The organism is Arthrobacter sp. Y3223166 (assembly GCF_059090935.1).
Genome location: NZ_JBNHGE010000003.1, coordinates 43,569 through 68,567 on the forward strand (window position 1 = coordinate 43,569; position 24,999 = coordinate 68,567).

Below are 24,999 nucleotides of genomic sequence, written 5' to 3' on the forward strand. Positions count from 1 at the left end.
TGGTCCTTCCTCTCTGTCCGGTTGCTGCCCCCATGTTATCGCCGGGTGGACACGGTTTGGTGCGGCGGCCTCCGCACGGAAAACTAGGACCATGCGCCTCTACCCCGCCTTCTTCCGCGCCGCGTTCTCCTGGATGGACGCCGAGCGTGCCCACCGAATCGGTTTCCAGCTCATCCGTGCCGCGCACCGGTGCGGGGCAGGGGCAGTGCTGCGCCGCGTCACGCGCCCGGATCCGTCCCTGGCCACCGCGGCGCTGGGCCTGACCTTCCCCTCGCCGTTCGGCCTGGCCGCGGGCTTCGACAAGGAAGGTTTCGGCATCGAGGCGCTGGCCGACCTGGGTTTCGGCGCGGTGGAGGTCGGCACCATCACCGGGAGCGCGCAGCCGGGCAACGCGCAGCCCCGGCTGTTCCGGCTGGTCGAGGACCGCGCCGTGATCAACCGGATGGGCTTCAATAACGACGGCGCGGCCGCCGTCGCGCCGCGGATCGCCGCCGCCCGGCGCGGCCTGGCTTCCCGATACGGCACGCTCCGGCCCGTCATCGGCGTGAACATCGGCAAGACGAAGGTGGTGGAACTGGCCGATGCCACCGAGGACTATCTGAAGAGCACCCGGCTGTTGGCCCGGTCCGCCGACTACCTCGTGGTCAATGTTTCGTCGCCGAACACGCCCGGATTGCGGCTGCTGCAGAACGTGGAGACGCTGCGGCCGCTGCTGCGGGCAGTGGGGGAGACCGCCGATTCCGCGGCCGGCCGCCATGTCCCGTTGCTGGTGAAGATCGCCCCGGACCTCAGCGACGAGGACATCGACGACGTCGCCCGGCTCGCGCTGGAACTGAACCTGGACGGCATCATCGCGACCAACACGACGGTTTCCCGCGAGGGCCTTGTCTCGGACGACACCAAGATCGCGGCCTGCGGGGAAGGCGGCCTCTCCGGGACCCCGTTGAAGCAGCGCTCCCTCGACGTGCTGCGCCGGCTGCGCGCCGCCGTCGGGGACGACCTGGCGCTAATCTCCGTGGGCGGTGTCGAGACGGCCGGCGACGTGCAGCAGCGGCTGGACGCCGGTGCGACCCTGGTGCAGGGCTATACGGCGTTCCTGTACGAGGGACCCTTCTGGGCAAGCCGCATCAACCGCGGCCTGGCCAAGCGCCGGCGCTGAACCGACCCGCGCCATCCGGCGCCCCGGCATGCCCTCCGAAGGGCGACCGGGCCTCGGATGGGATGCAAAAGGACCGAAAACCGCGATGCTCCCGGCCGATGGCATGCGAAAGGGCCGGGAGCCGCGATGCTCCAGGCCCCAGGGATGCGAAAGGGCCGGGAGCCGCGATGCTCCCGACCCTTCGACCGGCCCCTCCCCGCTGGATCAGGCGGGGTATTCGCCGCGCTTGACCTGCGGCTTCGGCAGGCGCATCCGGCGCAGCTGCAGCCCGCGCATCACGCCGTACCAGACTGCCCCGCGCTCCACGTCGCCAAACTTGGCGGCCAGGCGCTTCTTGAGCTGGCGGCCGAGGATGAAGGCATCGATGGCGACCAGCGCCAGCAGCACCCAGAAGCCAAACAGGATGAACGCCTGGACGTTGAGGTCGCGGATAAAGCTGAGGACCACGAAGATGAGGGCGAAGACGATCAGGAATTCGCCCAGCACCCAGCGGGCGTCCACGAAGTCGCGGACGAAGCGCTTCTGCGGCCCCTTGTCGCGCAACGGCAGAAAGCGCTCGTCGCCGGTGTTCATGGCCTCGCGCATCTTCAGCCGCTGATCCGCCATGGCGGCCCGGTTGGCCTCCTTGGCGGCCTTGCGGTCGTTCGGGACCAGGGGGCGCTTGCGCGCAGCTTCCTGGTCCTTGCGCCGGGGCGTGGGCGCGCCCTTGCCGTATCGAGGCTGCTGGGCGTCGTTGGCCTGGTCGATGGTTTCCTGGGGCGTGGGAGCCTCTTTTTTACGTCCGAACACCAGTCAAGAATACCGGACCGCGTACGGCCGTTGTCCCCCTTGGGACCCGCGCCGCCGGGGGAGTCACGGGGGCATCGTCGCGACGGAGCCCGGGCGATAGGGTGTCGACTATGACCAATGTGAACGTAGACGAACTTGCGGCCGCGGTCGACGCCGGCATGGGGCTCACCATCTCCTCGTTGGAACAGCTGGTTTCGATCCCGGGGATCGCCTGGCCGGCCTTCGACCCGGAGGACCTGGCGCGCAGCGCGGATGCCGTAGCCGGCATGGTCCGGGAGCTGGGCCTGGAGGACGTGCAGATCCTCAGCGTCGCGAACGGCGGGGCCGCCGGCGGCCCCGCCGTCGTGGCCCGCCGCCCGGCCGCGGCCGGCAAGCCGACCGTCCTGTTGTATGCCCACCACGACGTGCAGCCGCCGGGGGACCCGGCGCTCTGGCGGACGGAACCGTTCAAGGCCACGGAGATCGACGGCCGCCTCTATGGGCGCGGAACGGCCGACGACAAGGCCGGGATCATGGTCCACCTGTCCTCGCTGCGCACGCTGCTGGAGGTCCTCGGAGACGATTTCGGGCTCGGCATCACGTTGTTTATCGAGGGGGAGGAGGAGGCCGGCTCGCCAAGCTTCCGCCCGTTCCTCGAAGCTCACCGCGAACTGCTGCGGGCAGACGCCATCATCGTCGCCGACTCCAGCAACTGGAAGGTCGGCGTCCCGGCACTGACCACGAGCCTGCGTGGCCTGGTGGACGGCACCGTGGAGCTGCGGGTGTTGGAACACGCCGTCCATTCGGGCATGTTCGGCGGGCCGCTGCTGGACGCGCCCACGCTGCTGGCCCGGCTGATTGCCACCTTCCACGACGACGACGGGTCGGTCGCCATCGAGGGCCTCGTGTCCGCTCCCGCCGCCTCGGTGGACTATCCGGAAGAAGACTTCCGCCGCGATTCGTCGGTGCTCGAGTCCGTGCGGCTTGCGGGCACCGGAAGCATTGCCGACCGGCTCTGGAACAAGCCGGCCTTGTCGGTGATCGGCTTTGACGCCCCCAGCGTCGAGCTCGCGTCCAACACCTTGATCCCCGCCGCCCGCGCCAAGATCAGCCTGCGGCTGGCACCGGGACAGGATCCGGACCGGGCGATGGAGGCGGTGGCCGCGCATGTTGCCGCCCACGCGCCCTTCGGCGCCGCCGCCACGTTCGTGCCGGGGGAACGCGGCCACGCGTTTGCCACCGACACCTCCGCGCCGGCGGCCCGGGCGGCGCTGTGGGCCCTGGAGCAGGCGTGGGGCACGCTGCCGGTGGAGGCCGGCATGGGCGGGTCCATCCCGTTCATCGCCGACCTCACGGAGGTCTATCCGGAGGCACAGATCCTGATCACCGGCGTCGAGGACCCCGATTCGCGGGCGCACTCGGCCAACGAGTCGCTGCATCTCGGGGACTTCCGCAACGCGGTCCTGGCCCAGGCGCTGCTCCTGGCACGGTTGAACGGCGAGGGACTCTAGGCCTGTTCGCGCCAGGCTGGAGGCGGGGGAGAGTTATCCCATTTCGGCCCACCAGACGTACGATGGATGGGAAGCCCGACGCACCACTGAGTAATAGCAGCAGGTCACCGGACGGCCCGAAATAGATAAGGAAGTGCAATGAGCGCAACGACCAACTCGTCCGCCCCCACCACGGCACCCGAAGCGGCAGAACTGCCCACGCATGAAGTTGCTTTGACCGACGTCGCCGCCGGAAAGGTCCGCAGCCTCCTGGAGCAGGAAGGCCGCACGGATCTGCGCCTGCGCGTTGCCGTACAGCCGGGCGGATGCTCCGGCCTGATCTACCAGCTGTACTTCGACGAGCGGATGCTCGACGGAGACGCTGTCCGTGATTTCGACGGGGTCGAGGTCGTCGTCGACAAGATGAGCGTTCCTTACCTCTCGGGCGCCTCGATCGACTTCGAGGACACGATTTCCAAGCAGGGCTTCACCATCGACAACCCGAACGCCGGTGGCTCCTGCGCCTGTGGAGACTCCTTCCACTAAGGGCCTGCAGGGCGCTCTCCGGCCGCCGGGACGGCCGACGCACGGGGGAGCCTGTCACATGGAAGTCATGTGGGCGGGTAAGCTCTACAGTGAGTAGTAAAACTGGATATGCGGCCAGGCTCAGCTCTGCCATGGCCGCATCACTTGCACGAAACAAAGAGGAAGGGCCGTCTGTGAGTTCGCAGGTTCGAACCGGCAGTCGACGCGCCAGAATCGCCAAGGCTACAGGTCTGGGTGCACTCGGTGCGTTGTTGTTGACGGGATGTTCAGAAGAAGTCCGTTTGGGTTGGTTGCCCACCGAGCGGGACGTTACCAACCACACGCCCGAAATCATTGATTTGTGGGTCAACGGATGGATCGCCGCGCTGGCCGTCGGTGTCGTGACCTGGGGCCTGATCCTCTGGTGCATCATCGCGTACCGCCGCCGCAAGGACGAAACGGGTTACCCGCGCCAGCTGAGCTACAACCTGCCGCTGGAGATCTTCTACACCGCGGTTCCCGTGGTCATGGTCATGGTCTTCTTTTACTTCACGGACAAGACCACGTCCAACATCACCGAGCGGGTGGACAACCCCGACGTCGTCGTCGACGTGCGCGGCAAGCAGTGGGCCTGGGACTTCAACTACGTCAAGCAGGACAAGTACTTTGCCGGCGTGCAGGCCCACCTGACCGGCGAGACCGGCGTCCCGGAGACCCTGCCCACGCTGTACCTGCCGGTCAACCAGAGCGTGGAGCTGCAGATCAACTCCCGCGACGTCATCCACTCGTTCTGGGTTCCCGCCTTCCTGCAGAAGGTGGACATGATCCCGGGCAAGACCAACTTCCTGAACTTCACCCCCACCCGTGAGGGCATCTACGACGGCAAGTGCGCCGAGCTTTGTGGCGAGTACCACTCCGAAATGCTCTTCCGTGTCGCGGTGGTCTCCGAGGCTGAATTCGACGCTCAGATGGCGCGGCTCAAGGACGGCCAGCTCGGCGAAGAGTACGACCGCAACCCCTACGCTGAAGCGTCTGAGTAAAGGAGCGAGGGCCACAAGTGTCAACGTACGAATACACAGCTGACGACCGGGCTACCACGGTAGCTCCGCGCGTCGTGCCGGTGTCCAAGGGGCGCATCGTCGTCAACTGGATCACCTCCACGGACCACAAGACCATCGGGTACATGTACCTGATCGCGTCGTTCATCTTCTTCTGCCTCGGCGGCGTGATGGCCCTGGTCATCCGCGCCGAACTGTTCGAGCCCGGCATGCAGATCCTGCAGACCAAGGAACAGTACAACCAGCTGTTCACCATGCACGGCACGGTGATGCTGCTGATGTTCGCCACGCCGCTGTTTGCCGGCTTCGCCAACGTCATCATGCCGCTGCAGATCGGTGCCCCCGACGTAGCGTTCCCGCGCCTGAACGCGCTGGCTTTCTGGTTCTTCCTGTTCGGCAGCATCATTGCGGTGGCCGGTTTCATCACCCCGCAGGGCGCCGCTTCCTTCGGCTGGTTTGCCTATGCACCGTTGTCCAACACCACCTTCTCCCCGGGAGTCGGCGGGGACTTGTGGGTCTTCGGCCTGGCGCTGTCCGGCTTCGGCACCATCCTCGGTTCGGTCAACTTCATCACCACGATCATCACCATGCGCGCCCCGGGCCTGACCATGTGGCGGATGCCGATCTTTACCTGGAACACGCTGGTCACCGCCATCCTCGTCATGATGGCATTCCCGCCCCTGGCCTCGGCGCTGTTCGCCCTCGGCGCCGACCGGCGCTTGGGTGCGCACATCTTCAACCCGGAGAACGGCGGTGCCATCCTCTGGCAGCACCTGTTCTGGTTCTTCGGCCACCCTGAGGTTTACATCATCGCCCTGCCGTTCTTCGGCATCGTTTCCGAGATCTTCCCGGTGTTCAGCCGCAAGCCGATCTTCGGATACAAGGGCCTGGTCTACGCCACGATCGCCATCGCCGCGCTGTCCGTGACGGTGTGGGCCCACCACATGTACGTCACCGGCTCGGTGCTGCTGCCGTTCTTCGCCTTCATGACGATGCTCATCGCGGTGCCAACCGGGGTGAAGTTCTTCAACTGGATCGGCACCATGTGGCGCGGATCGATCACCTTCGAGACGCCCATGCTGTGGAGCCTGGGCTTCCTGGCGACCTTCCTGTTCGGCGGCCTGACCGGCATCATCCTGGCTTCCCCGCCGCTGGACTTCCACGTCTCCGACACCTACTTCGTGGTGGCGCACTTCCACTACGTGGTCTTCGGCACCGTCGTGTTCGCAATGTTCGCGGGCTTCTACTTCTGGTGGCCCAAGTGGACCGGCAAGATGCTCAACGAGCGCCTCGGCAAGATCCACTTCTGGATGCTGTTCCTGGGCTTCCACGGCACCTTCCTCATCCAACACTGGCTCGGCGTCGAGGGCATGCCCCGTCGCTACGCCGACTACATGCCGGAAGACGGGTTCACCGCGATGAACCAGTTCTCCACGGTTGCATCCTTCGTGTTGGGCGCCTCGATGATCCCGTTCTTCTGGAACGTCTACATCACCTGGCGCAACGGCAAGAAGGTCGAGGTCGACGACCCCTGGGGCTTCGGTGGTTCGCTTGAGTGGGCGACCTCCTGCCCGCCGCCGCGGCACAACTTCACCTCGCTGCCCCGCATCCGGTCGGAGCGCCCCGCCCTGGACCTGCACCACCCGGAGCTGGCACCGCGGCACACCCCGACGACTCCGGCACCGGTGGCCCAGATGGCCGGTCCCGCTGACCAGAAGGACGCATAACTGTGAAGATTGAAGCCTGGCTATTCATTGCGCTTGCGCCGTTCTTCGCCCTCGTTGCCACCGTCTACGGCTACATGGGGAACTGGGAAGAGCCCGTCGGCTGGCTGGCGCTGTACCTGACGGCCGGATTGTCCCTGATGATCGGCGGTTACCTCTGGTTTACGGCGCGGCGCATCGGTGCCCGTCCGGAGGACCGGGTCGACGCCGAGATCCATGAGGGTGCCGGCGAGCAGGGCATGTTCAGCCCGTGGAGCTGGTGGCCGATCGTGCTCGGTCTCGGTGCCGCCACTGGGTTCATGGGCCTGGCGGTCGGCTGGTGGATCGTCTACATCGCCGTTGGCCTGACCACGGTAGCCATCATCGGCTGGGTCTACGAATACAGCCGCGGGGACCACGCGCACTGATTCCCGCAACTACACGACGAAAGGGTCCGGAACCGTCAGGGTTCCGGACCCTTTCGTCGTCCCCGCCGGGGGGCCGGGCGCGGCGACGCTGGTCTAGACCGGATAGGATGAAAGGGAATTAAACCGGCTGAGCAGGAGGCCGCATGTCCGTGAACGCCGCCGCGATCGAGGGTGGGCTCGATGGCTCCTCCCGTACCGCCAAGCACGTCCAGCTCAGGGACATTTTGCGCAGGCATGCCCAGGAGCGCTGCGAACCCGGGGCCGCTTTTCCCTCGGAGCGGGAACTGGCCGAACGCTTCGGCGTGGCGAGGATGACCGTGCGCCAGGCGATCGACTCACTGGTCGCCGAACAGGTGCTCGAACGCATTGTCGGCCTGGGAACGTTTGTGCGGCAGCCGAAGCTGGACCTGCAGGTCAAGCTCACGTCCTACAGCGAAGAGATGCAACGCCGCGGCATGGTTCCCGATGCCCGCGTCCTCAGCTTCGAGCAGATCGGCGCCACCCCGCTGGTGGCCCGCGAGCTGCAGATCGAGGAGGGGCAGCCAGTGGTGCGCTTCCGCCGCCTGCTGCTGGCGGACGCCGAACCGATGAGCGTGGACGAAAACTTCATTCCAGCGCAGCGCGTGCCGGGGATCCTCGACGAGGGCCCGCCGTCGTCGCTGTACAACGTCTTGAGCGAACGATACGGACTCATCATGGAGTGGGGCGAGGACACGATTGAGGCGACCGCGGCCCAGCCCTCCATCGCGCGGCTCCTGAGCGTGGACATCGGATCGCCGCTGCTGAAGATCCAGCGGCATGCCTACGTTTCCAAAACCATGGTCGACTTCTCGATCTCGTATTACCGCGCGGACCGGTACAAGCTGTGGGTGCCGCTGCAACGGCCCGGGGGACGTGCGCCGCGTTCCTACAACGTCAAGCGCTTCTAACGGCTGTACGGCGCTGCTGAAGGCCGTCTCGGCCGCAAATGGCGCCGCCGGCCGGGCCCAGAGCTACTGCTGCGCCGGGGGAGCGCCGTGCGGCCGCGTTCCGCCCGTGGTCGCCGTGAGAGCCCGTCCCGCCCGGTATACGCAGGGAGCCCCACCGCGGTGAAGCAAAGGGGTGAGACAGAGAAATGGCCCCGGACCAGGTCCGGGGCCTTTTCTCTATGTGGATATTGCCTTAGCGGGCGGTGACTTCCGCCTTCTCGGCGGGTGCCTCGACCTCGGCGTGGTGGCTGTGTGCAGCCTCCAGCTCGGCCGGGGTAACCGGTGCCACACGGTCTTCGAAGAAGAACCGGGACAGGGCACCGCGCAGCTTCTCGGAGCGCTTGATGTGCCCGGCCCTGTTCGGCTGCGCCGGGATTACCTCGGGCGACTCGTAGCTGACCAGCCGGTACTGCTTGTACTCGTTCAGCGGCTCGTGGACCTCGATGAACTCGCCATGCGGCAGGCGGACAATGCGTCCGGTCTCCCGGCCATGGAGGGCGATCTCGCGGTCCTTGCGCTGCAGCGCCAGGCAAATGCGGCGCGTGACGATGAAGCCGAGGATCGGGCCCAGGAAGAACAGAGCGCGCAGCCAGTACGTCACGTCGTTGAGCGACACGTGGAAGTGCGTGGCGATCAAGTCGGAGCTGGCAGCTGCCCACATCACCGAGTAGAAGACGATGCCGGCGACGCCGGTGGCGGTGCGGAACGGGACGTTGCGCGGGCGGTCCAGGATGTGGTGCTCGCGGGTGTCCTTGGTCACCCAGCTTTCGATCCACGGCCAGGCGAACATCACGGTGAACAGCAGGGCCGCCGGGCCGAGGGCCGGGATGAGCACGTTCAGCGAAATGGTCCGGCCGAAGATCACGAACTCGCCCACACCGGGCATCAGGCGCAGCGCGCCGTCCACCCAGCCGATGTACCAGTCAGGCTGGGTACCGGCCGAGACGGGGGAGGGGTCGTAGGGGCCGTAGTCCCAGATCGCCAGGATCTGGAAGTTCGCGGCAATGACGGCCAGGATGCCGAAGACAACGAAGAAGAAGCCGCCTGCCTTGGCCGCGTAGACCGGGCCGATCGGGAAGCCGACGACGTTGGTCTCGGAACGGCCGGGGCCGGGGTACTGGGTGTGCTTGTGCACGACAACCATGAACAGGTGGACGGCGATCATCAGGAGGATCAAGGCCGGGACCAGCAGGATGTGGAGCACGTACAGGCGGCCCACGATGTCCGTACCCGGGAACTCGCCGCCGAACAGCAACAGCGATATGTAGGTACCAACCAAGGGGATTGCCTTGATCACGCCGTCGATGATGCGCAGGCCGTTACCGGAGAGCAGGTCGTCCGGCAGGGAGTAGCCGGTGAAGCCGGCTGCCAGGGCCAGGATCAACAGGACGCAGCCGACAACCCAGTTCAGCTCACGCGGGCGGCGGAACGCGCCGGTGAAGAACACGCGCAGCATGTGGAACGAGACCGAGGCAACGAACAGCAGCGCAGACCAGTGGTGCAGCTGACGCATGAACAGGCCGCCGCGGACCTCGAACGAGATCTCCAGGGTGGACTGGTAGGCGACGGACATTTCGACGCCCTTGAGCGGCACGTACGGTCCGTCGTAGTGCGTCTCGGCCATCGAAGGATCGAAGAAGAACGTCAGGAACGTTCCGGTGAGCAGCAGGATGACGAAGGAGTACAGCGCCACTTCGCCGAACATGAAGGACCAGTGGTCGGGGAAGATCTTCCGACCGAATTCCTTGACGATCCCCGAACCGCCGACGCGGGTATCGACGAAGTTGGTGATCCGCCCGACCCGCGTCTTGGGTACGTAGGTATCAGTTGAAGCGCTCATGCTTAGCCACGCTCCCAGTAGCTCGGTCCGACAGGTTCATGGAAATCGCTCGTGGCGATCAGGTAGCCCTCGTCGTCGACGCTGATCGGCAGCTGGGGAAGGGCGTGCGCGGCCGGGCCGAACACTACCTTGCATTCCTGGGCGGCATCGAAGGTCGACTGGTGACAAGGGCAGAGCAGGTGGTGCGTGTGCTGTTCGTACAGCGCCACCGGGCAGCCAACGTGGGTACAGATCTTTGAGTACGCAACGATGCCATTGTAGTTCCAGTCTTCGCGGCCTGGGGAGACCTGGAGGACGTCGGGATTCAGGCGCATCAGGAGGACGACGGCCTTGGCCTTCTCCTCGAGCTTGTGCTCGGCCTCGTTGAGCCCCTCGGGGATGACGTGGAACGCGGAACCAATGGTGACATCCGAGGCCTTGATCGGGGTGCCGCTGGGGTCGCGGGTCAACCGGACGCCTGCGTCCCACATGGTATGCCGCAGCACCTCAGGGTTCAGGTCCTTGGACAGGTCGCGGAAGATGCCGATGGCCGGCAGGATCGCCAGCACGCCGGCGCCGATCAGGGTGTTGCGGATCAGCGGGCGGCGGGAGATGCCGGACTCGTCCAGGACCTGGCCGATGATCTGCTCGGCGTCCTTGCGGTCTTCCTCGGTGCGGACCTCGTGGCGCTCTTCGACGATCTCGTGGTCCGGCATGAGGGTCTTGGCCCAGTGGACAATGCCCACGCCAATGCCCAGCATGGCAAAAGCGGTGCCCATGCCGAGGGTGAAGTTCTGCAGTCGCAGCGTTGCGGTGGTGTCATCCAAGCGGATGCCAAAGTACCCGACGAAGAAAAGTACGGTGCCGATGATGGAGATTACGAAGAGTATCGCAACCTGGCGTTCGGCTCGCTTTTCCGCCCGGGGATCTTTGTCGGCACGGCGCGGGCGGTGCGGGGGGAGTCCAGGATCCTGAAACTTCTCCACGTCGCTCTGACCAGCCGTAGCAACGGTGCCCGAGGTGTTCGGACTGCCGTGACTATGGTCGCCCATGATCCCTCTCATCCTTCTCTAAATAGTTCAAAACTCATTAATGACTGTTGGCGCTTCTCCGGCGGCCCGTTGGGCCGCCGGAAGCGAAGGTTAGGAAGACCGCTGGGTCAGCCAAATGGTGAACGCGATGACCACGCCCAATCCAAGCGTCCACATCAGCAGGCCCTCGGACACGGGGCCGAGCCCGCCAAGCGAGATCCCGCCGGGGGAGGGCTGCTCTTCGATGGTCTTCAGGAAGGCGATGACGTCGCGCTTCTCCTCCGGGGAGATGTTCGCGTCGCTGAACACCGGCATGTTCTGCGGACCGGTGGCCATGGCTTCGTAGATGTGCGCTTCGCTGACGCCGCTAAGCGCCGGCGCGAACTTGCCGCGCGTCAGGGCACCACCTGCTGCGGCAGCGTTGTGGCACATGGCGCAGTTGACCCGGAAGATCTCACCGCCGGCCGCAGGATCACCCTGGGAGACGTCGAGGAATTCATCCGCCGGAATTGCGGGACCGGCGCCGAGGGAGGCTACGTAGGCCGCCAGCTGCATGGTCTGCTCTTCGTTGAACTGGTTCGGCTTTTCCAGTGCCTGGGGGCCGGACATCTGCATGGGCATGCGGCCGGTTCCTACCTGGAAGTCCACGGCTGCGGCGCCGACGCCGATCAGCGACGGACCGGCCTGGTTGCCGTGCGCACCCTCCGGGGCCCCGACAGCACCGATTCCGTGACAAGTTGCGCAGTTGGCCACGAAGAGCTTCTCGCCCTCTTCGATGTCCTGCGCGGAAAAGGTGGTGGTTTGGGCCTTGGCCTCGTTGACGTTCCCGGCAACGGCGTACAGTCCGCCGGTGACGAGCAATCCCATGAGCAGCAGGGCAACGGCCGCCAGGGGATGTCGTCGCCTCTGGGAGAGTGCCTTCACTTGTTGGTTCCTAACTTTGCGGTGCGTGTGCGTAGATGTTCGGCTGGCTCGGTTCGCAGCGAGGCGCGGACCTTTCGGCCGTCTACTTAAGGAAGTAGATGATGATGAAGAGAGCGATCCACACGACGTCGACGAAGTGCCAGTAGTACGACGTGACGATGGCCGATGTGGCTTCGAAATGGCCGAACTTCTTGGCGACGTAGGCGCGGCCGATGATCAGCAGGAAAGCGATGAGGCCGCCTGTGACGTGGAGGCCGTGGAAGCCGGTGGTGATGTAGAACGCCGAACCGTAGGAGTTCGAGGACATCGAGACGCCTTCGGAGACGAGCATCGCGTATTCGTAGGCCTGGACGGAGACGAAGATGGCGCCGAGGATGAATGTCAGCAGGAACCATTCGACCATGCCCCACTTGGCGACATTGAAGAGCCCGCCGGAGCGGCGGGCCTGCAAGCGCTCTGCGGCGAAGACGCCGTACTGGCAGGTGAAGGAACTGGACACCAGGACGATGGTGTTGGCCAGCGCAAACGGAACATTCAACTTCTCGGTTTCCATCGCCCACATCTCGCCGGAGGTGGCGCGGAGGGTGAAGTACATAGCGAAAAGGCCGGCGAAGAACATCAGCTCGCTGGAGAGCCACACAACGGTTCCGACGGAAACCAGGTTGGGGCGATTCAGCGTTGGATGCGCCGGGGTACTGGGGGCATGGGTTGCAGTTGTCACAAGGCCATTATGTCTATAAATCTGCCCACTTCACCAATGCATTTGAACGCGTGGCGCCGCGTTCCGGTTCCTGAACCGCCGGATTCCGCGGAACGGCGCGGAAGTTAACAATCCGGAAGTTTCTACAAAACGTAGATAACCTAGTGAAGTGACGACCGAACCCAACGCTCAGAACACACCCACCTGGCCTGAACTGATCTCTGCCCTGATCTCCCGGCAGGACCTCACGGCGGCCCAAACCCAGTGGGCGATGAACACGATCATGTCCGGCGGGGCCTCCGACGCGCAGATGGCCGGCTTCCTGGTCGCGCTGCGGGCGAAGGGGGAGACGGTCGACGAGCTGACCGGCCTGGTGGAGGCCATGGTCGGCAACGCCCGGCCGATTGACATCCCGGGGGAGAAGCTGGACATCGTCGGTACCGGCGGGGACCGGCAGAATACCGTCAACATCTCGTCCATGGCCGCCCTGGTGTGCGCGGGGGCCGGGGCCCGGATAGTCAAGCACGGAAACCGCGCCGCGTCGTCGTCGTCCGGTTCGGCCGATGTGATCGAAGCCCTGGGCGTGCGCCTGGACCTCCCGGTGGACCGCGTGGCGCAGACCGCCGTCGAAGCGGGGATCACGTTTTGCTTCGCGCAGGTGTTCCACCCCTCCATGCGTTATGCGGGCGCGGTGCGCGCGGAACTCGGGGTGGCCACCGCCTTCAATTTCATGGGACCGATGACCAACCCGGCGAATCCCACGGCGGCCGCCATCGGCGTTGCCGACGCCCGGCTCGCGCCGCTCATCGCCGGCGTGCTGGCCGCCCGGGGCATCCGCGCACTCGTCTTCCGCGGCGGGGACGGCCTGGACGAGCTGACCACCACGGGCCCCTCGTCGGTATGGGAGGTGCGCGGCGGCGCCGTGACGGAACACGACCTGGACCCGCTTAACCTCGGCATCCCCCGGGCCACGCTGGACGACCTGCGTGGCGGGGACGCCGCCGCGAATGCCGAAGTGGTGCGCCGCGTGCTCGCGGGGGACAAGGGGCCGGTGCGCGACGCCGTCGTCCTCAACGCAGCCGCCGCCCTGGTGGCCAACGAGGCAACAGCCGACGCTCCGCTGCTGGAGCGGCTGGCCGCCGGTTTGGAACGGGCCGAGGAAGCCATCGACAGCGGTGCCGCGGCCGAGGCGCTGCAGCGCTGGATCGACGCTACCCGCTGACCTTCCGGCCCGCGCGGGGGGCGCAACAGCTTAACAATTAACAAGGAGTGCCCCGGACAAAATGTCCGGGGCACTCCGCCTGTCCGCGGAGCCTAGTGCTCGAACCCGAGCGAGAAGGCTGCATCCAGGTCGTGCTTGGAATAGGCGCGGAAGGCGATGTGAGTGGTCGTTGCCTGAACGCCTTGGACCTTCGAGAGCCGGTCGGCGATGACATCGGCCAGCTCGTCGTGCTTGGCGACCCGTGCGACGGCGATCAAATCCCATTCCCCGGTGACCGAATAGACCTCGCTGATGCCCTCTATCTCGGAGATCTCCTGGGCGCACTCCGGAATCCGGGTCGCATCGGTGCGGATGAGAACGAATGCTGTAGCCACTGCACTGCCTTTCTGCTGGAACTGGGTGTTCTTCCCTATGTCCGAGGTTATTCCACCCGTCGGGCGAAACGTAGTTTGATGAACAGTGCGGCGGCCGCGCGCCACCCCAACAGCAGGGCGCCGAGCACCAGGAAGGCCACGATCTGGAAGGACGGCGCGAGCCCGCCGCCCGCGAGGCCGCGAAGGGCGAGCCCCAGGGCCACTGCGGCCAGCCAGACCGCGACTCCGGTCGGCCAGAGGGCGGCCGGCCGGCGCCAGGCGCGCGAGGCCAGCCAGCCTACGAGTGCCCCGGCCAGGAACGGGCTCGCGGTGATCAGGATTCCGGCCAGCGCCATTCCGTGTTCGTGCGTGTTTCGGCCCGCCGCCGCAAAAATGACGACGGCGGCCAGGTCCAGGGCGAGCGATGCTGCCACCAACGGGATGCCCGCGCGGAGCCGGGGCGATGTTTCAGTCACCCCTCCACACTATCGGGCAGGCACGGGCGTACGATTCGAGGACGAGCCGGTCGGGTCCCTGGCGACGGGTCAGGGGCCGAAGCCGGTCGGCTGGTCAGGGGCCGAAGCCCGCGGCGGATGGGGAGGAGCCGAAGCCATGAAGTTGGCACAGGTTGCGCTCGGTGTGCACGAGCTCGAGCGGGCCACCGCTTTCTACACCGACCTGCTCGGTTATCCGCCGGCCGGGGTCTTCAACCCTCCGGGCCTGGTGTTCTTCGATCTCGACGGCGTGCGGCTGCTGCTGGAGGTGGGCGCGCCGGCCGCCCTGTTGTATCTGCAGGTCGACTCGGTGCGGGACCGGGTCGAGGAACTGCGCGCCCGGGGAATACCGGTTGCCGAAGAACCACACATCATTTTCCGGCATGCCGATGGTGCCTTGGGACCTGCCGGCATGGATGAATGGATGGGCTTCATCCGCGACTCGGAAGGCAATCTCGTGGGGCTGGTCAGCCACGAGCAGGCGGAGCATTAAGGTAGCATCCGTGCCCACAACCGTGCATACTTGTTGCTTGAGCAACAAGGAAGCAGATTTGTATGTATGTGTTGACGGTCGATCAGCGGCGCTCCCGGCGCCACGTGGACCTCGTCGAGGGCGCGCTCGGCGCCCTGAATGACGACCCGTCCCGTCCGCTGGTGCGCGGTTTCGAACGCACCGCCGGCGACGAGATGCAGGCGGTGGTCGCCGACCCGGCCGTCGCGGCTGATCTTGCCCTGGACCTGGCGGTCAGCAACCACTGGAGCGTGGGAATAGGCGTGGGCGGGGTCGTCACCCCGCTCCCGGAGTCTACCCGCGCGGGTTCCGGCGAGGCCTTCGAGCGCGCGCGCGAAGCGGTGACCGCGGCCAAGACATCGCCCGGCAACGTCGCCGTCTCCGGTGCCCGCGAGGAGGCCGGCCATGCCGAAGCGGTGCTGCAGTTGCTGGTATCAGTGGCACGGAAGCGCAGCAGGCAGGCGACGGAAGCCGGGTTGCTCAGTGATGAAGGACTGACCCAACAGCAAATTGCCGACCGGCTGGGGATCACCCAGCAGGCCGTCTCCAGCAGGCTGCACAGTGGGCTCTGGCCCGAGTGGCGACGCGCACGGTTGGCGGCCCAAGCGTTGCTGGAAGGGGCCGACCGATGAGCGTCATCGCACTGCTCACGCTCTGCGTGGCCACGGCCGTGGCGGCGCCCATGTACTTCGAGCGGTTCCAGGGCCGGGGCAACCGCTGGCTGTACGCCGCCAGCGCCGTATCGCTGTTGCTCTTGGGCATTGCGGCATTGTTGGCGGTCCTGGGGTCGGGCGGTCTAGGCCCGGCAGCCTATGCGCTGGGCGTGGCGGCCGCCGCGATCGGCGGTGGCCCGGCCACCGTGACCATCCTGCGGTTGTCGTTCAATGCCTCGCACCCTGACAACCACACCGACCCCGAAGCATCCCCGGTGCTCCGCGGAGGGGCCTGGATCGGGGTGCTCGAGCGGACGGCCATCGCGGCCACCCTGCTGGCCGAGTGGCCGGAAGGATTGGCAGTCGTCCTCGCGGTGAAAGGCCTGGGCCGGTATTCCGAACTCGGTCAGTCCGGGGCGGCCGAGCGATTTATCCTGGGCACCTTCGCGAGCGTGCTGTGGGCCGCGGCCGCTACCGGCATCGCGGTTCTCCTGCGCTGAGCGCAGGCGGGCTCGGCATTCCCGGGCCAAGGCGGCGGCGCCAGGCCAGCGGCGCGCAGTCCGTAACAAAAACCACGGTCCCGCCCGGTGCTGCCGCCGCCCCTGCTGGGCCCGTGTTCCGTCCCCACGAAATATTGCCCGCGGTCTGTTGCCCACGCCACATTCGGCCTCTTATGATGATCACCGGTCAAGGAGCGGCCATGGGGAACTCTTGAGGGGACAAAGCATGGATCCCAAACTGCGAGTGGTCGTCCGGCTGGATATCGATCGGGAATCCGCCAATATCGAAGTGCGCGGGCACGTGACAACCCGAAACATCGTGGCGCTGTATTCGTTGGTTCGCCGCACCAGCGCCCTTGCGCCCGGTCGGGGCGTCACCATCAACCTTCAGCATGCCCGGATTGAAGCTGCCGCGCTGGAAGAGCTTCACCGCTGCAGTGAAAGCAAGCAGCTTCCCGGTTATGCGGCGCCCGAAGGGGAGGGGTGCCGCCTGCAGGTGATAGACCCGGGTGGCAGGGACGCCACGGCCCCGGTGCTGGCCGGTGCCCCCGGCTGAGCTGGAGGCATAATTTTTGGCTGCCGGTGGGTGCCCGGTTCACGTTGAACACCCGATTCATGGACGTTCGAGGGGCGGTTCTGGTACGCCTGACGCAGGGGAGGAGCCCATCATGCAGAAGATCACGCCATGCCTGTGGTTCGACAGCGAAGCCGAAGAGGCGGCACAGTTCTATGTCCAGCTGTTCAAGAACTCGAAGATCCTGGACGTAACGCATTACGGCGAGAGCGGTCCCGGGATGGAAGGCCAGGTGCTGACCGTAGAGTTCGAGTTGGACGGCCAGTCCTTCACGGCCCTGAACGGGGGAGCCCAGTTCACGTTTAATGAGGCCGTGTCCCTGCAGGTGGATTGCGAGGACCAGGCGGAGGTCGACCGGCTCTGGGACGCCCTGACCGCCGACGGCGGTGCCGAGAGCCAATGCGGATGGCTCAAGGACAAGTACGGATTGTCCTGGCAAATCATTCCCTCGGTGCTGCCGCGGCTGATCGGGGGACCGGATGCGCAGAAGGCCCAACGTGCCATGGAAGCCATGCTGCAGATGCGGAAGATCGACATCGCCGAACTGCAGCGCGCCTACGACGCCGGCTAGCGCCTTGTCCGCCGCGAGCCCTTTCTGTCCGCTGCCGCCGGCCGGGTGCTCACAGGATGCCGGCCGGCAGGTGCGTGTTCCTGACTGCGTCGAAGACGACGTCGGTGAGTCTGTGCTGGCGCGCGAGGACTCTCCGCTGCCTTGCCGCGCCGGTGCCGTCGCGAAGGATTCCGTCGACGACGACCTGTATGGGTTCCAGATCGTCCGTTTCCGCCAGCACGGGGCCGACGTGTTCGAGCAGGGCGCTGACCACGTTTCGGGCCGGGGTGCGGTCGCTCTTCAACGGGTGGAGCAGTTCGTCTTCCAGTCCTGACCTGCTGGCCCGCCAGGACGCAAGACGCAGCAGCTCTGCCGGTACCGGAGGCGGCGGGCTGCCGTCGCTCCATTGGCGGGCAGCCGTCTCTACCAGCGCCCGGCACAAGGCGGCCACGGCGGCAGCTTGTTCCGCTTGCAGGCAGACATCGGCCACGCGTATTTCAACCGTGGGATGCCGTTGACCGAGCCGCGCGTCGAAATAGATCATGCCCTTATCCAGCAGCACGTCGCACTCGAGCAGCATCCCCAACAGTTGGTGGTAGGCAGCGGGGGAGCCGAAGATGCCGGTCGGCCCGGCGGTGGGCCACCGTTTCCAGACCTGGTAGCGGAAGCTGGCGTAGCCACTGTCCACGCCCTGCCAAAAGGGGGAGTTGGTGCTCAGCGCTAGCAGGACCGGCAGCCAGACCCGGATCCGGTCAAGCACGGCAACGGCTTCCTCATCGGAGGCAACCGAAACGTGCACGTGGAAACCGCACGTCAGCTGTTCGTGCAGGGTCAGACCGAACCGGGCTTCCATGGCCTGGTATCGCGGGCGCGGCACGAGACTGGTAGTGGCGGGCAGGGGATAGGTGCCCAATGCTGCAGCCCTGGCGCCAAAACGCCGCGCCTGTCGGTCAGCCTCGGCGCGCCCGGCCCTGATACCCGCTGCCAGCTCCTGCAGATCCTTGTACGGAGCGGACACCGCTTCGAGCTGTTCCTGCTTGACCTCCGACATCAGGCTGCCCTTGTAGCCTCCGCGGGACGCCGTATCCCGAGGTGTATCCAACGTCGCAGGCTCTCCCTGCCCCCGGAGCAGTTGTTCCGAGACTGAGGCCAGGGCGCCGGTCTTGGCGTCCACCAGGAGCAGCTCTTCCTCCACGCCAAAGGTTCGCATGCTGTTTAGTGTTCACCACAGGCGGGCTTGGCGAAAGACCGTCGCGGCCCGCCGGACATTCCTTGGGGGCCGGACGCGGCACGTTCACGCCGGTTGATCAGGTTCGCCCGCGGTCATGACCGCATTCAGGGGTCCCGCCGGGCCGCAAAACGGGATACCGTAGCCGTCACGGAGGAGCGCATGCACCTCCGGCAGGGCCCGCAACCGATCAGAATCCCCACGGCCTGATCTTCGCAAGGCCGCTTTGCAGCCCCGGGGTCTGTGCCGTTGCGAGCCGGCGTATATCGGCCCTCACCCTAGGATCGTGCTGTGGAAATCGTCGAAACCATGCTCCCCGGCGTCGGCATGCGTTATGACCTCAAGACGAGGACCAACGTCAATTTTTCCCTGGTGATAGACCGGAATGGCGGGGCCGACATCCTGACCTTTGACGAGGCCGATCCGGACCGGGCAATCAGCAAGCTCCAATTGGAACCGGAAGAAGCGTTACAGCTGGCCGAGCTCTTGGGCGCGCCCAGGATCACGCAGCGCTTTGCGGATCTTTCCAGGGAGGTCCCGGGATTGGAAACCAGCCGCTTCACCGTTCGGCCCGACTCACCGTATGCGGGCCGGGCTCTGGGTGACAGCAAGGCCCGCAGCCGGACGGGGTGCTCAATCGTGGCGATCATACGAGGAGAGCGCGTGATCACGGGCCCGACCCCGCAAGAGCAACTCCTGGCCAACGATGACCTGATAGCCCTGGGTTCGGCCGACGGGCTCGCCGCACTTGAGGCCCTCATCAATGCGCCGACCGCCACCTGAACGTGACACACCTGTCGCTCCTCCTGATCGAACTGGGAGTGCTGTTCACCGTCCTATCCGGGCTCGGGCTTCTGGCCCACAGGCTTGGCCTTTCACCGGTCCCGTTTTACCTCCTTTCCGGCTTGCCGTTCGGAGAGGACGGACTGCTGCCGGTGCATGCCGCGGGGCCCTTCGTGGAAACCGCGGGGGAGATCGGCATTGTCCTTTTGCTGCTCCTGCTGGGACTCGAGTTCTCCGCGGCCGAGCTGATGTACAGCCTCAAGCGGCATCGTGTCTCGGGTTTGATCGATTTCCTGCTGAACGCGGTACCCGGATTCCTGCTGGGACTGGTGCTGCAACTGCCGTGGCAGGCGGCTTTGGCGCTTGGGGGAGTCACCTGGATATCCTCGTCCGGCATTATCGCAAGGTTGCTTGATGACCTGGGCCGCTTGGGAAATCGGGAGACGCCGGCGGTGCTGTCGATACTGGTCCTGGAAGACATGGCCATGGCACTGTTCCTGCCCATCCTGGTGGTGGTCCTTGCCGGCGGCGGAGCCTGGCAGGCAGCCGGGGGAGTCGCCCTGGCCGCAAGCGCTGTGACACTGGCCCTTGTCGCGGCACGCAAGGCCGGGTATCGGATGGGACGTCTGTTGTCTCATCCCCAGAATGAACAGGTCATGTTGCGCCTCCTGGGCATTACATTGGCCGTTGCCGGAGTGGCCGAGGGTATGGGCGCCAGCGCAGCAGTCGGCGCGTTCCTGGTGGGCATAGCGATTCCTCAGCACTTTGCCGACCGTGCCCGGCACGTTTTGAGCCCGCTGCGCGACCTCTTTGCTGCGATCTTCTTTGTGACCTTCGGCCTGGCCATCGATCCTGCGGACATGTGGCCCATCCTGCCAGCAGCCCTGCTGTTGTCCGTCGTGACCGCTGCTACGAAACTGGGTACAGGCTGGTGGGCAGCAGGAAAGGAAGGCGTGCGGCAGCGTGGACGGCTCCGGGCGGGGGCCGCCCTGGTCACCCGGGGTGAGTTTTCCGTCGTCATTGCCGGTCTGGCGGTTGCGGCAGGCTACACAGTGGTGGGGCCCATCGCCGCAGCATATGTGATGATCCTGGCGGTCGCAGGTCCTCTTCTGGCCCGCTTCAGCGACGCATGGGTGCCTCGAGCGGACGGTAAGGGCCTGCCGAAACCGGGCCCCGAACCGAGGTGAAGACTTTTTACGCCGAAGCCGGGGCGCGCGGGCAAGACGTCCTGGTGCACCCGGCGTTTCAGGGAACAGGCGTAGGGCGCGCCCTTTTTGATCATGTGAGGCAGCGGTACCAGCACGTTCGGCAAACGGTGCTCATCACCGATGATGAACCTCGGCAACGCGCCTTCTACCAATCCATGGGACTGACCGAGGGATCGGATTTCGAATCAGGTCCCGTCCGCGTCTTCGCCCGGTTCCGCTGACGTGCGACCGTCCAAATACCGACGGCGCTGTGCTCTTCAAGACGCCGCCGCCCGCGCTTCAGCGCAATCTGGCCCTGGGCAGCACGTCTCTGAAGTCCCGGCCGTCAGGGGACAGGATGGATGCCCCAGCCGAGCCACTACTTGACATAATGTTGATTATCGGCGTTACGGAAAGGCCTAAGCGGGGACCTAATCCGTGGCGGTTCGCCTCCTGCTGCGGCGCATGTATACGCGGTCGTCGGCTGCGCGTTATGCCCAGCTTTCGAGTGTCCTGGCATGCGCGCCTGACCGGTGCATCTCGCTGCAGGCCGGCTGTGTTCGGCTCGTGGGTCCAATGATCCCTTGTCGTCCACAGACACACGAGCTCGCCGAACGTTGGCAACAGGCAGCCAGGACTCAATGTCACGCTATCTGTGCGGCGAGTTCGAGGCGAGACCCGATAGTGGGCTGGAAAAGCTGTTTTCCCGCAACCGCGTGTGCAATCGGGATCCCCTCGAACAACGTCGGCACTCCCCTCAAACCATCATTAGGTTGACATAACTCTGCACCCGCCTGCTGCCGTCGGCGCTCCGGACTCCGGCGGCAAGCTTGGTCCTCAGGCGCCGACGTAGGCCGCCAGGTGCTTGCCGGTCAGCGTGGAACGATCGGCGACGAGATCAGCAGGCGTCCCCTCGAAGACAATGCGGCCGCCGGCATGCCCGGCCCCGGGGCCGATGTCGATAATCCAGTCGGCGTGGGCCATGACGGCCTGGTGGTGCTCGATCACGATGACCGACTTGCCGGAGTCGACGAGGCGGTCCAGCAGGCCGAGGAGCTGCTCGACGTCGGCCAGGTGAAGTCCCGTCGTTGGCTCGTCGAGCACGTAGACGTCGCCCTTTTCGGCCATTTGGGTCGCCAGCTTGAGCCGTTGCCGCTCGCCGCCGGACAGCGTGGTGAGCGGTTGGCCCAGCGTCATGTAGCCGAGTCCCACGTCGGCGAGTCGTTCCAGGATCTTGTGGGCGGCCGGGGTGCGCGCGTCGCCTGTGCCGAAGAACTGCTCGGCCTCGGTCACCGGCATGGCGAGCACCTCCGCGATGTTCCGGCCGCCGAGCCTGTATTCCAGCACGGCCGCCTGGAACCGCTTCCCCTCGCATTCCTCGCAGGTGGACTCGACGGTTTCCATGATGCCCAGTTCGGTGTAGATGACGCCGGCGCCGTTGCAGACGGGGCACGCGCCCTCGGAATTGGAGCTGAACAAAGCCGGCTTGACGCCGTTGGCCTTGGCGAATGCCTTGCGGATCGGTTCGAGCAATCCGGTGTAGGTGGCCGGATTGCTGCGCCGGGACCCTTTGATCGCTCCCTGGTCAATCACCACGACGCCGGGGCGGCGGGCGACCGAGCCGTGGATCAGCGAACTCTTGCCCGAGCCGGCGACCCCGGTAATCACCGCGAGTACTCCGAGCGGGACGTCAACGTCCACGTCCTGCAGGTTGTGCGTCGAGGCGCCCCGGACCTCCAAGGCGCCGGTGAACGGGCGGACCGACTCCTTCAGGGACGCCCGGTCGTCGAAGTGGCGGCCGGTGGTGGTGTCGCTCCCCCGCAGTTCCTCAACGCTGCCTTCGAAGCAGATCGTCCCGCCCGACGTGCCCGCGCCCGGCCCGAGATCCACGACGTGGTCGGCAATCGCTATGGTCTCGGGCTTGTGCTCCACCACCAGCACGGTGTTGCCCTTGTCCCGCAACTGGAGCAGCAACTGGTTCATCCGCTCGATGTCATGGGGGTGCAATCCGATGGTGGGTTCGTCAAACACGTAGGTGACGTCGGTGAGCGACGAGCCCAGGTGGCGGATCATCTTCGTTCGCTGTGCCTCTCCCCCGGACAGCGTCCCCGCCGGCCGGTCGAGCGACAGGTACCCCAATCCGATCTCCGCAAACGAATCGAGCAGGTGCTGCAGCCCGGTGAGCAGCGGCGCGACCGACGGCTCGTCCAGAGCGCGGATCCAGTCGGCCAGGTCGCTGATCTGCATCTGGCAAAGATCCGCGATGTTCTTGCCGCGGATTTTCGACGACAGCGCCTCTTGCGCGAGCCGGGTCCCGTTGCACTCGGGGCAGGTGGCGAAGGTGATTGCGCGGTCCACGAAGGCCCGGATGTGCGGCTGCATCGCCTCACGGTCCTTGGAGAGCATCGATTTCTGGATCTTGGGAATCAAGCCCTCATAGGTGAGGTTGATCCCCTCCACCTTGATCTTGGTCGGCTCCGAATAAAGCAGCTGGTGGAGCTCCTTCTTCGTGTACTTCGCAATCGGCTTGTCCATGGGCAGTCCTGCACCGCTGAAGATGCGGCCGTACCACCCGTCCATGCTGTAGCCGGGTACCGTCAGCGCGCCTTCGGAGAGCGACTTCGTGTCGTCGTAGAGCGCGGACAGGTCGAAATCGCTGACCGAGCCCATGCCTTCGCAACGCGGGCACATCCCGCCGAGGCGGTTGAAGGTGGCCTTCTCCGCCTTGGTCTTGCCGCCGCGCTCGACCGTGATGGCCCCGCTGGCCTTGACCGACGGGACGTTGAAGGAGAAGGCGTTGGGCGACCCGATATACGGGTCTCCCAGCCGGCTGAAGAGGATCCGCAGCATGGCGTTGGCGTCGGTGGCCGTGCCCACGGTGGAACGCGGGTTGGCGCCCATGCGTTCCTGGTCCACGATGATTGCGGTGGTCAGGCCGGCGAGGAAGTCGACCTCGGGACGCGACAATGTCGGCATGAAGCCCTGGACGAACGCGCTGTAGGTCTCGTTGATCAGGCGCTGCGACTCCGCGGCAATGGTGCCGAACACCAGCGAACTCTTGCCCGATCCCGAGACCCCGGTAAACACCGTGAGCCGCCGCTTGGGGATCTCGATATTGATGTCCCTGAGGTTGTTCACCCGCGCGCCCTGCACCCGGATCTGGTCGTGGCTGTCCGCCGAATGCAGCGACGGCTGCTGCAGGTCCCTCGTCGTGGCCGTGCTCATTGCTGTCTCCATCCCTTGGGTGCCTCGCCCGCACGGCCCGACCCTGCGCCGGCGAGACCGCTGTCCGCTCGGTTCGGGGTGCCTTGCCTGCGGGCGCCCCTCCGCCCGACGCGGCAACGGTTACGTCTCTTTACCTTAATGGACTAGCCCGGAACCCGCTCCGGATTTTTGGTCCGCCGCGCGGCCGGTCGTTACTCCGCGGCCTCGCCGACCGCTTCGAGTGCTTGGCGGATGCGGCGGGACGGTCCGCCCAGGTTCAGGTCCTTCGCGAGCTGCTCAAGCCGCTCTGCCTCTTCGGGGCGCAGCGGCCGGAGGGCGGCATCGAACGTCCCGAGCTCCAGGTCGCGGACGACGCCGACAACGGTCGGCGCGACGTCGAGGTAATCGGCGGCCTCCGTGATCCTGGCCCGCATACGTGCCGCCATGGCAGCCGTGGGATCCGCTGCCGCCGCAACGATCCCGCCGAGGCTGCCGTAGTCCTTCAGCAGCCCGGCCGCCGTCTTGTCGCCGATGCCCGCAACTCCGGGCAGGCCGTCGGACGTGTCCCCGCGCAACGTGGCGAAGTCCGCGTACTGACTGGGCAGCACGCTGTACTTGCGCACCACCGACACATCGGTCATCACCTCGAGGTTGCTCATGCCCCGCGCCGTGTAGATCACCCGCACACCGCGGTCGTCGTCCACCAGCTGGAAGAGGTCCCGGTCCCCTGTGACGATATCCACCGGCACATCGGCCTGGGCCGCGAGACTGCCGATGACGTCGTCGGCCTCATGATGGTCCGCGCCAACGACGGCGACATTGAGCGCGTCGAGCACCTCGCGGATCAGGGGCAGTTGCTCGACCAGGCCCGCCGGTGTCTCCTCGATATCGAGACCGTCGGGCACGCGCCGGGCCACGCGGTGGCCCTTGTAGGTGGGGAGCAGCTCAACCCGCCAGGCGGGGCGCCAGTCGTTGTCCCAGCAGGCCACCAGCCGGGTGGGCCGGTAGTCGGCGATCAGCCGGGCCATGATGTCGAGCAGCCCGCGCACGGCGTTCACGGGGGTGCCGTCCTTGGCCTTGATCGTGTCCGGCAGGGCGTGGAAGGCCCGGAAGTACAGCGACGCGGTGTCGAGGAGCATCAATCGTTCGGCCACAGGTTGCCCTTTC

The 24,999-nt window shown here is 66.0% G+C and carries 26 protein-coding genes; 16 read left to right on the forward strand and 10 right to left on the reverse strand.

Annotation, left to right across the window (positions count from 1 at the left end):
* The first annotated feature begins 91 nt into the window (after positions 1-91).
* Positions 92-1,159 (forward strand): quinone-dependent dihydroorotate dehydrogenase, encoded by a 1,068-nt coding sequence (locus tag AC5RUH_RS02825; protein ID WP_494074480.1) that lies wholly within the window; start codon positions 92-94, stop codon positions 1,157-1,159.
* Positions 1,160-1,363: 204 nt separating this feature from the next.
* Here AC5RUH_RS02825 and AC5RUH_RS02830 read toward each other — a convergent pair whose 3' ends face one another.
* Positions 1,364-1,948 carry a DUF3043 domain-containing protein gene (locus AC5RUH_RS02830; RefSeq protein ID WP_493999757.1) on the reverse strand — a complete coding sequence of 195 codons (585 nt, stop codon included), beginning with the start codon at positions 1,946-1,948 and terminating at the stop codon, positions 1,364-1,366.
* Between the two features lie 110 nt (positions 1,949-2,058).
* Here AC5RUH_RS02830 and AC5RUH_RS02835 point away from each other — a divergent pair, with 110 nt between their 5' ends.
* From AC5RUH_RS02835 to AC5RUH_RS02860, 6 genes are all read left to right on the forward strand, one after another.
* Positions 2,059-3,438, forward strand: coding sequence for a M20/M25/M40 family metallo-hydrolase (locus tag AC5RUH_RS02835; RefSeq protein ID WP_494074481.1), 1,380 nt, complete (start codon positions 2,059-2,061; stop codon positions 3,436-3,438).
* A gap of 138 nt (positions 3,439-3,576) precedes the next feature.
* A complete protein-coding gene (locus tag AC5RUH_RS02840; RefSeq protein ID WP_493978415.1) occupies positions 3,577-3,963 on the forward strand; it encodes a HesB/IscA family protein in 387 nt (128 codons plus the stop codon).
* 173 nt (positions 3,964-4,136) lie between these two features.
* Entirely contained in the window at positions 4,137-4,982 is an 846-nt protein-coding gene (gene ctaC, locus AC5RUH_RS02845) for an aa3-type cytochrome oxidase subunit II (RefSeq protein ID WP_493999755.1), read from the forward strand.
* Positions 4,983-4,999: 17 nt separating this feature from the next.
* Complete coding sequence (ctaD, locus tag AC5RUH_RS02850) at positions 5,000-6,727, forward strand: aa3-type cytochrome oxidase subunit I (protein WP_493999754.1); 1,728 nt, start codon at positions 5,000-5,002, stop codon at positions 6,725-6,727.
* Positions 6,728-6,729: 2 nt separating this feature from the next.
* On the forward strand, positions 6,730-7,131 hold the full coding sequence (locus AC5RUH_RS02855; RefSeq protein ID WP_493999753.1) for a cytochrome c oxidase subunit 4: 402 nt from the start codon (positions 6,730-6,732) through the stop codon (positions 7,129-7,131).
* 143 nt (positions 7,132-7,274) lie between these two features.
* Entirely contained in the window at positions 7,275-8,060 is a 786-nt protein-coding gene (locus AC5RUH_RS02860) for a GntR family transcriptional regulator (protein WP_493999752.1), read from the forward strand.
* Positions 8,061-8,292: 232 nt separating this feature from the next.
* Here the strand turns inward: AC5RUH_RS02860 and qcrB are convergent, their stop codons facing one another.
* The 4 genes from qcrB to ctaE all read right to left on the reverse strand — a co-directional run bounded on the left by qcrB (position 8,293) and on the right by ctaE (position 12,594).
* Positions 8,293-9,939 (reverse strand): cytochrome bc1 complex cytochrome b subunit, encoded by a 1,647-nt coding sequence (gene qcrB, locus AC5RUH_RS02865; protein WP_493999751.1) that lies wholly within the window; start codon positions 9,937-9,939, stop codon positions 8,293-8,295.
* 2 nt (positions 9,940-9,941) lie between these two features.
* Complete coding sequence (qcrA, locus tag AC5RUH_RS02870; protein WP_493978421.1) at positions 9,942-10,970, reverse strand: cytochrome bc1 complex Rieske iron-sulfur subunit; 1,029 nt, start codon at positions 10,968-10,970, stop codon at positions 9,942-9,944.
* A 90-nt stretch (positions 10,971-11,060) separates the two neighbouring features.
* A complete protein-coding gene (gene qcrC, locus AC5RUH_RS02875; RefSeq protein WP_493999750.1) occupies positions 11,061-11,873 on the reverse strand; it encodes a cytochrome bc1 complex diheme cytochrome c subunit in 813 nt (270 codons plus the stop codon).
* Positions 11,874-11,955: 82 nt separating this feature from the next.
* Positions 11,956-12,594, reverse strand: a complete 639-nt coding sequence (gene ctaE, locus AC5RUH_RS02880; RefSeq protein ID WP_493999749.1) for an aa3-type cytochrome oxidase subunit III — start codon at positions 12,592-12,594, stop codon at positions 11,956-11,958.
* A 148-nt stretch (positions 12,595-12,742) separates the two neighbouring features.
* Between ctaE and trpD the strand changes: the two genes are divergently transcribed.
* Positions 12,743-13,795, forward strand: coding sequence for an anthranilate phosphoribosyltransferase (gene trpD, locus AC5RUH_RS02885; RefSeq protein WP_494076058.1), 1,053 nt, complete (start codon positions 12,743-12,745; stop codon positions 13,793-13,795).
* Between the two features lie 92 nt (positions 13,796-13,887).
* Here the strand turns inward: trpD and AC5RUH_RS02890 are convergent, their stop codons facing one another.
* A complete protein-coding gene (locus tag AC5RUH_RS02890; RefSeq protein WP_493978425.1) occupies positions 13,888-14,169 on the reverse strand; it encodes an Lrp/AsnC family transcriptional regulator in 282 nt (93 codons plus the stop codon).
* Positions 14,170-14,216: 47 nt separating this feature from the next.
* Entirely contained in the window at positions 14,217-14,624 is a 408-nt protein-coding gene (locus tag AC5RUH_RS02895) for a DUF3054 domain-containing protein (protein WP_493999747.1), read from the reverse strand.
* A 136-nt stretch (positions 14,625-14,760) separates the two neighbouring features.
* On the opposite strand from AC5RUH_RS02895, the gene AC5RUH_RS02900 reads away from it, so the two are divergent.
* The 5 genes from AC5RUH_RS02900 (at position 14,761) to AC5RUH_RS02920 (ending at position 17,451) form a co-directional block, all read left to right on the forward strand.
* Positions 14,761-15,135 carry a VOC family protein gene (locus AC5RUH_RS02900; RefSeq protein ID WP_494076057.1) on the forward strand — a complete coding sequence of 125 codons (375 nt, stop codon included), beginning with the start codon at positions 14,761-14,763 and terminating at the stop codon, positions 15,133-15,135.
* Between the two features lie 62 nt (positions 15,136-15,197).
* Positions 15,198-15,785 carry a sigma factor-like helix-turn-helix DNA-binding protein gene (locus AC5RUH_RS02905; RefSeq protein ID WP_494023067.1) on the forward strand — a complete coding sequence of 196 codons (588 nt, stop codon included), beginning with the start codon at positions 15,198-15,200 and terminating at the stop codon, positions 15,783-15,785.
* Positions 15,782-16,306 (forward strand): hypothetical protein, encoded by a 525-nt coding sequence (locus AC5RUH_RS02910; protein ID WP_494076056.1) that lies wholly within the window; start codon positions 15,782-15,784, stop codon positions 16,304-16,306. The genes AC5RUH_RS02905 and AC5RUH_RS02910 overlap by 4 nt, the downstream gene beginning before the upstream one ends.
* Before the next feature lie 226 nt (positions 16,307-16,532).
* A complete protein-coding gene (locus AC5RUH_RS02915) occupies positions 16,533-16,862 on the forward strand; it encodes a hypothetical protein (protein WP_494014006.1) in 330 nt (109 codons plus the stop codon).
* 112 nt (positions 16,863-16,974) lie between these two features.
* The gene (locus AC5RUH_RS02920) at positions 16,975-17,451 is read left to right on the forward strand and encodes a VOC family protein (RefSeq protein WP_494014005.1); all 477 of its coding nucleotides are present in this window, start codon (positions 16,975-16,977) and stop codon (positions 17,449-17,451) included.
* 49 nt (positions 17,452-17,500) lie between these two features.
* Here the strand turns inward: AC5RUH_RS02920 and AC5RUH_RS02925 are convergent, their stop codons facing one another.
* Positions 17,501-18,640 (reverse strand): glutamate--cysteine ligase, encoded by a 1,140-nt coding sequence (locus AC5RUH_RS02925; RefSeq protein ID WP_493999741.1) that lies wholly within the window; start codon positions 18,638-18,640, stop codon positions 17,501-17,503.
* Positions 18,641-18,949: 309 nt separating this feature from the next.
* Between AC5RUH_RS02925 and AC5RUH_RS02930 the strand changes: the two genes are divergently transcribed.
* From AC5RUH_RS02930 to AC5RUH_RS02940, 3 genes are read left to right on the forward strand one after another with little or no spacing between them, the layout of a single operon-like run.
* Positions 18,950-19,441 carry a cation:proton antiporter regulatory subunit gene (locus AC5RUH_RS02930; protein ID WP_493999740.1) on the forward strand — a complete coding sequence of 164 codons (492 nt, stop codon included), beginning with the start codon at positions 18,950-18,952 and terminating at the stop codon, positions 19,439-19,441.
* A gap of 2 nt (positions 19,442-19,443) precedes the next feature.
* Positions 19,444-20,628 carry a cation:proton antiporter gene (locus tag AC5RUH_RS02935; RefSeq protein WP_493999739.1) on the forward strand — a complete coding sequence of 395 codons (1,185 nt, stop codon included), beginning with the start codon at positions 19,444-19,446 and terminating at the stop codon, positions 20,626-20,628.
* Positions 20,625-20,870: a GNAT family N-acetyltransferase gene (locus tag AC5RUH_RS02940; RefSeq protein ID WP_494074484.1), complete on the forward strand. Its 246-nt coding sequence runs from the start codon at positions 20,625-20,627 to the stop codon at positions 20,868-20,870. Before AC5RUH_RS02935 ends, AC5RUH_RS02940 begins: the two co-directional genes overlap by 4 nt.
* A gap of 595 nt (positions 20,871-21,465) precedes the next feature.
* On the opposite strand, the gene AC5RUH_RS02945 is transcribed toward AC5RUH_RS02940, so the two are convergent.
* Together AC5RUH_RS02945 and AC5RUH_RS02950 are read right to left on the reverse strand one after the other, a co-directional pair.
* Positions 21,466-23,853, reverse strand: coding sequence for an ATP-binding cassette domain-containing protein (locus tag AC5RUH_RS02945; protein WP_494074485.1), 2,388 nt, complete (start codon positions 23,851-23,853; stop codon positions 21,466-21,468).
* Between the two features lie 191 nt (positions 23,854-24,044).
* Complete coding sequence (locus AC5RUH_RS02950) at positions 24,045-24,986, reverse strand: 5'-3' exonuclease (RefSeq protein ID WP_494074486.1); 942 nt, start codon at positions 24,984-24,986, stop codon at positions 24,045-24,047.
* Between the last annotated feature and the right edge of the window lie 13 nt (positions 24,987-24,999).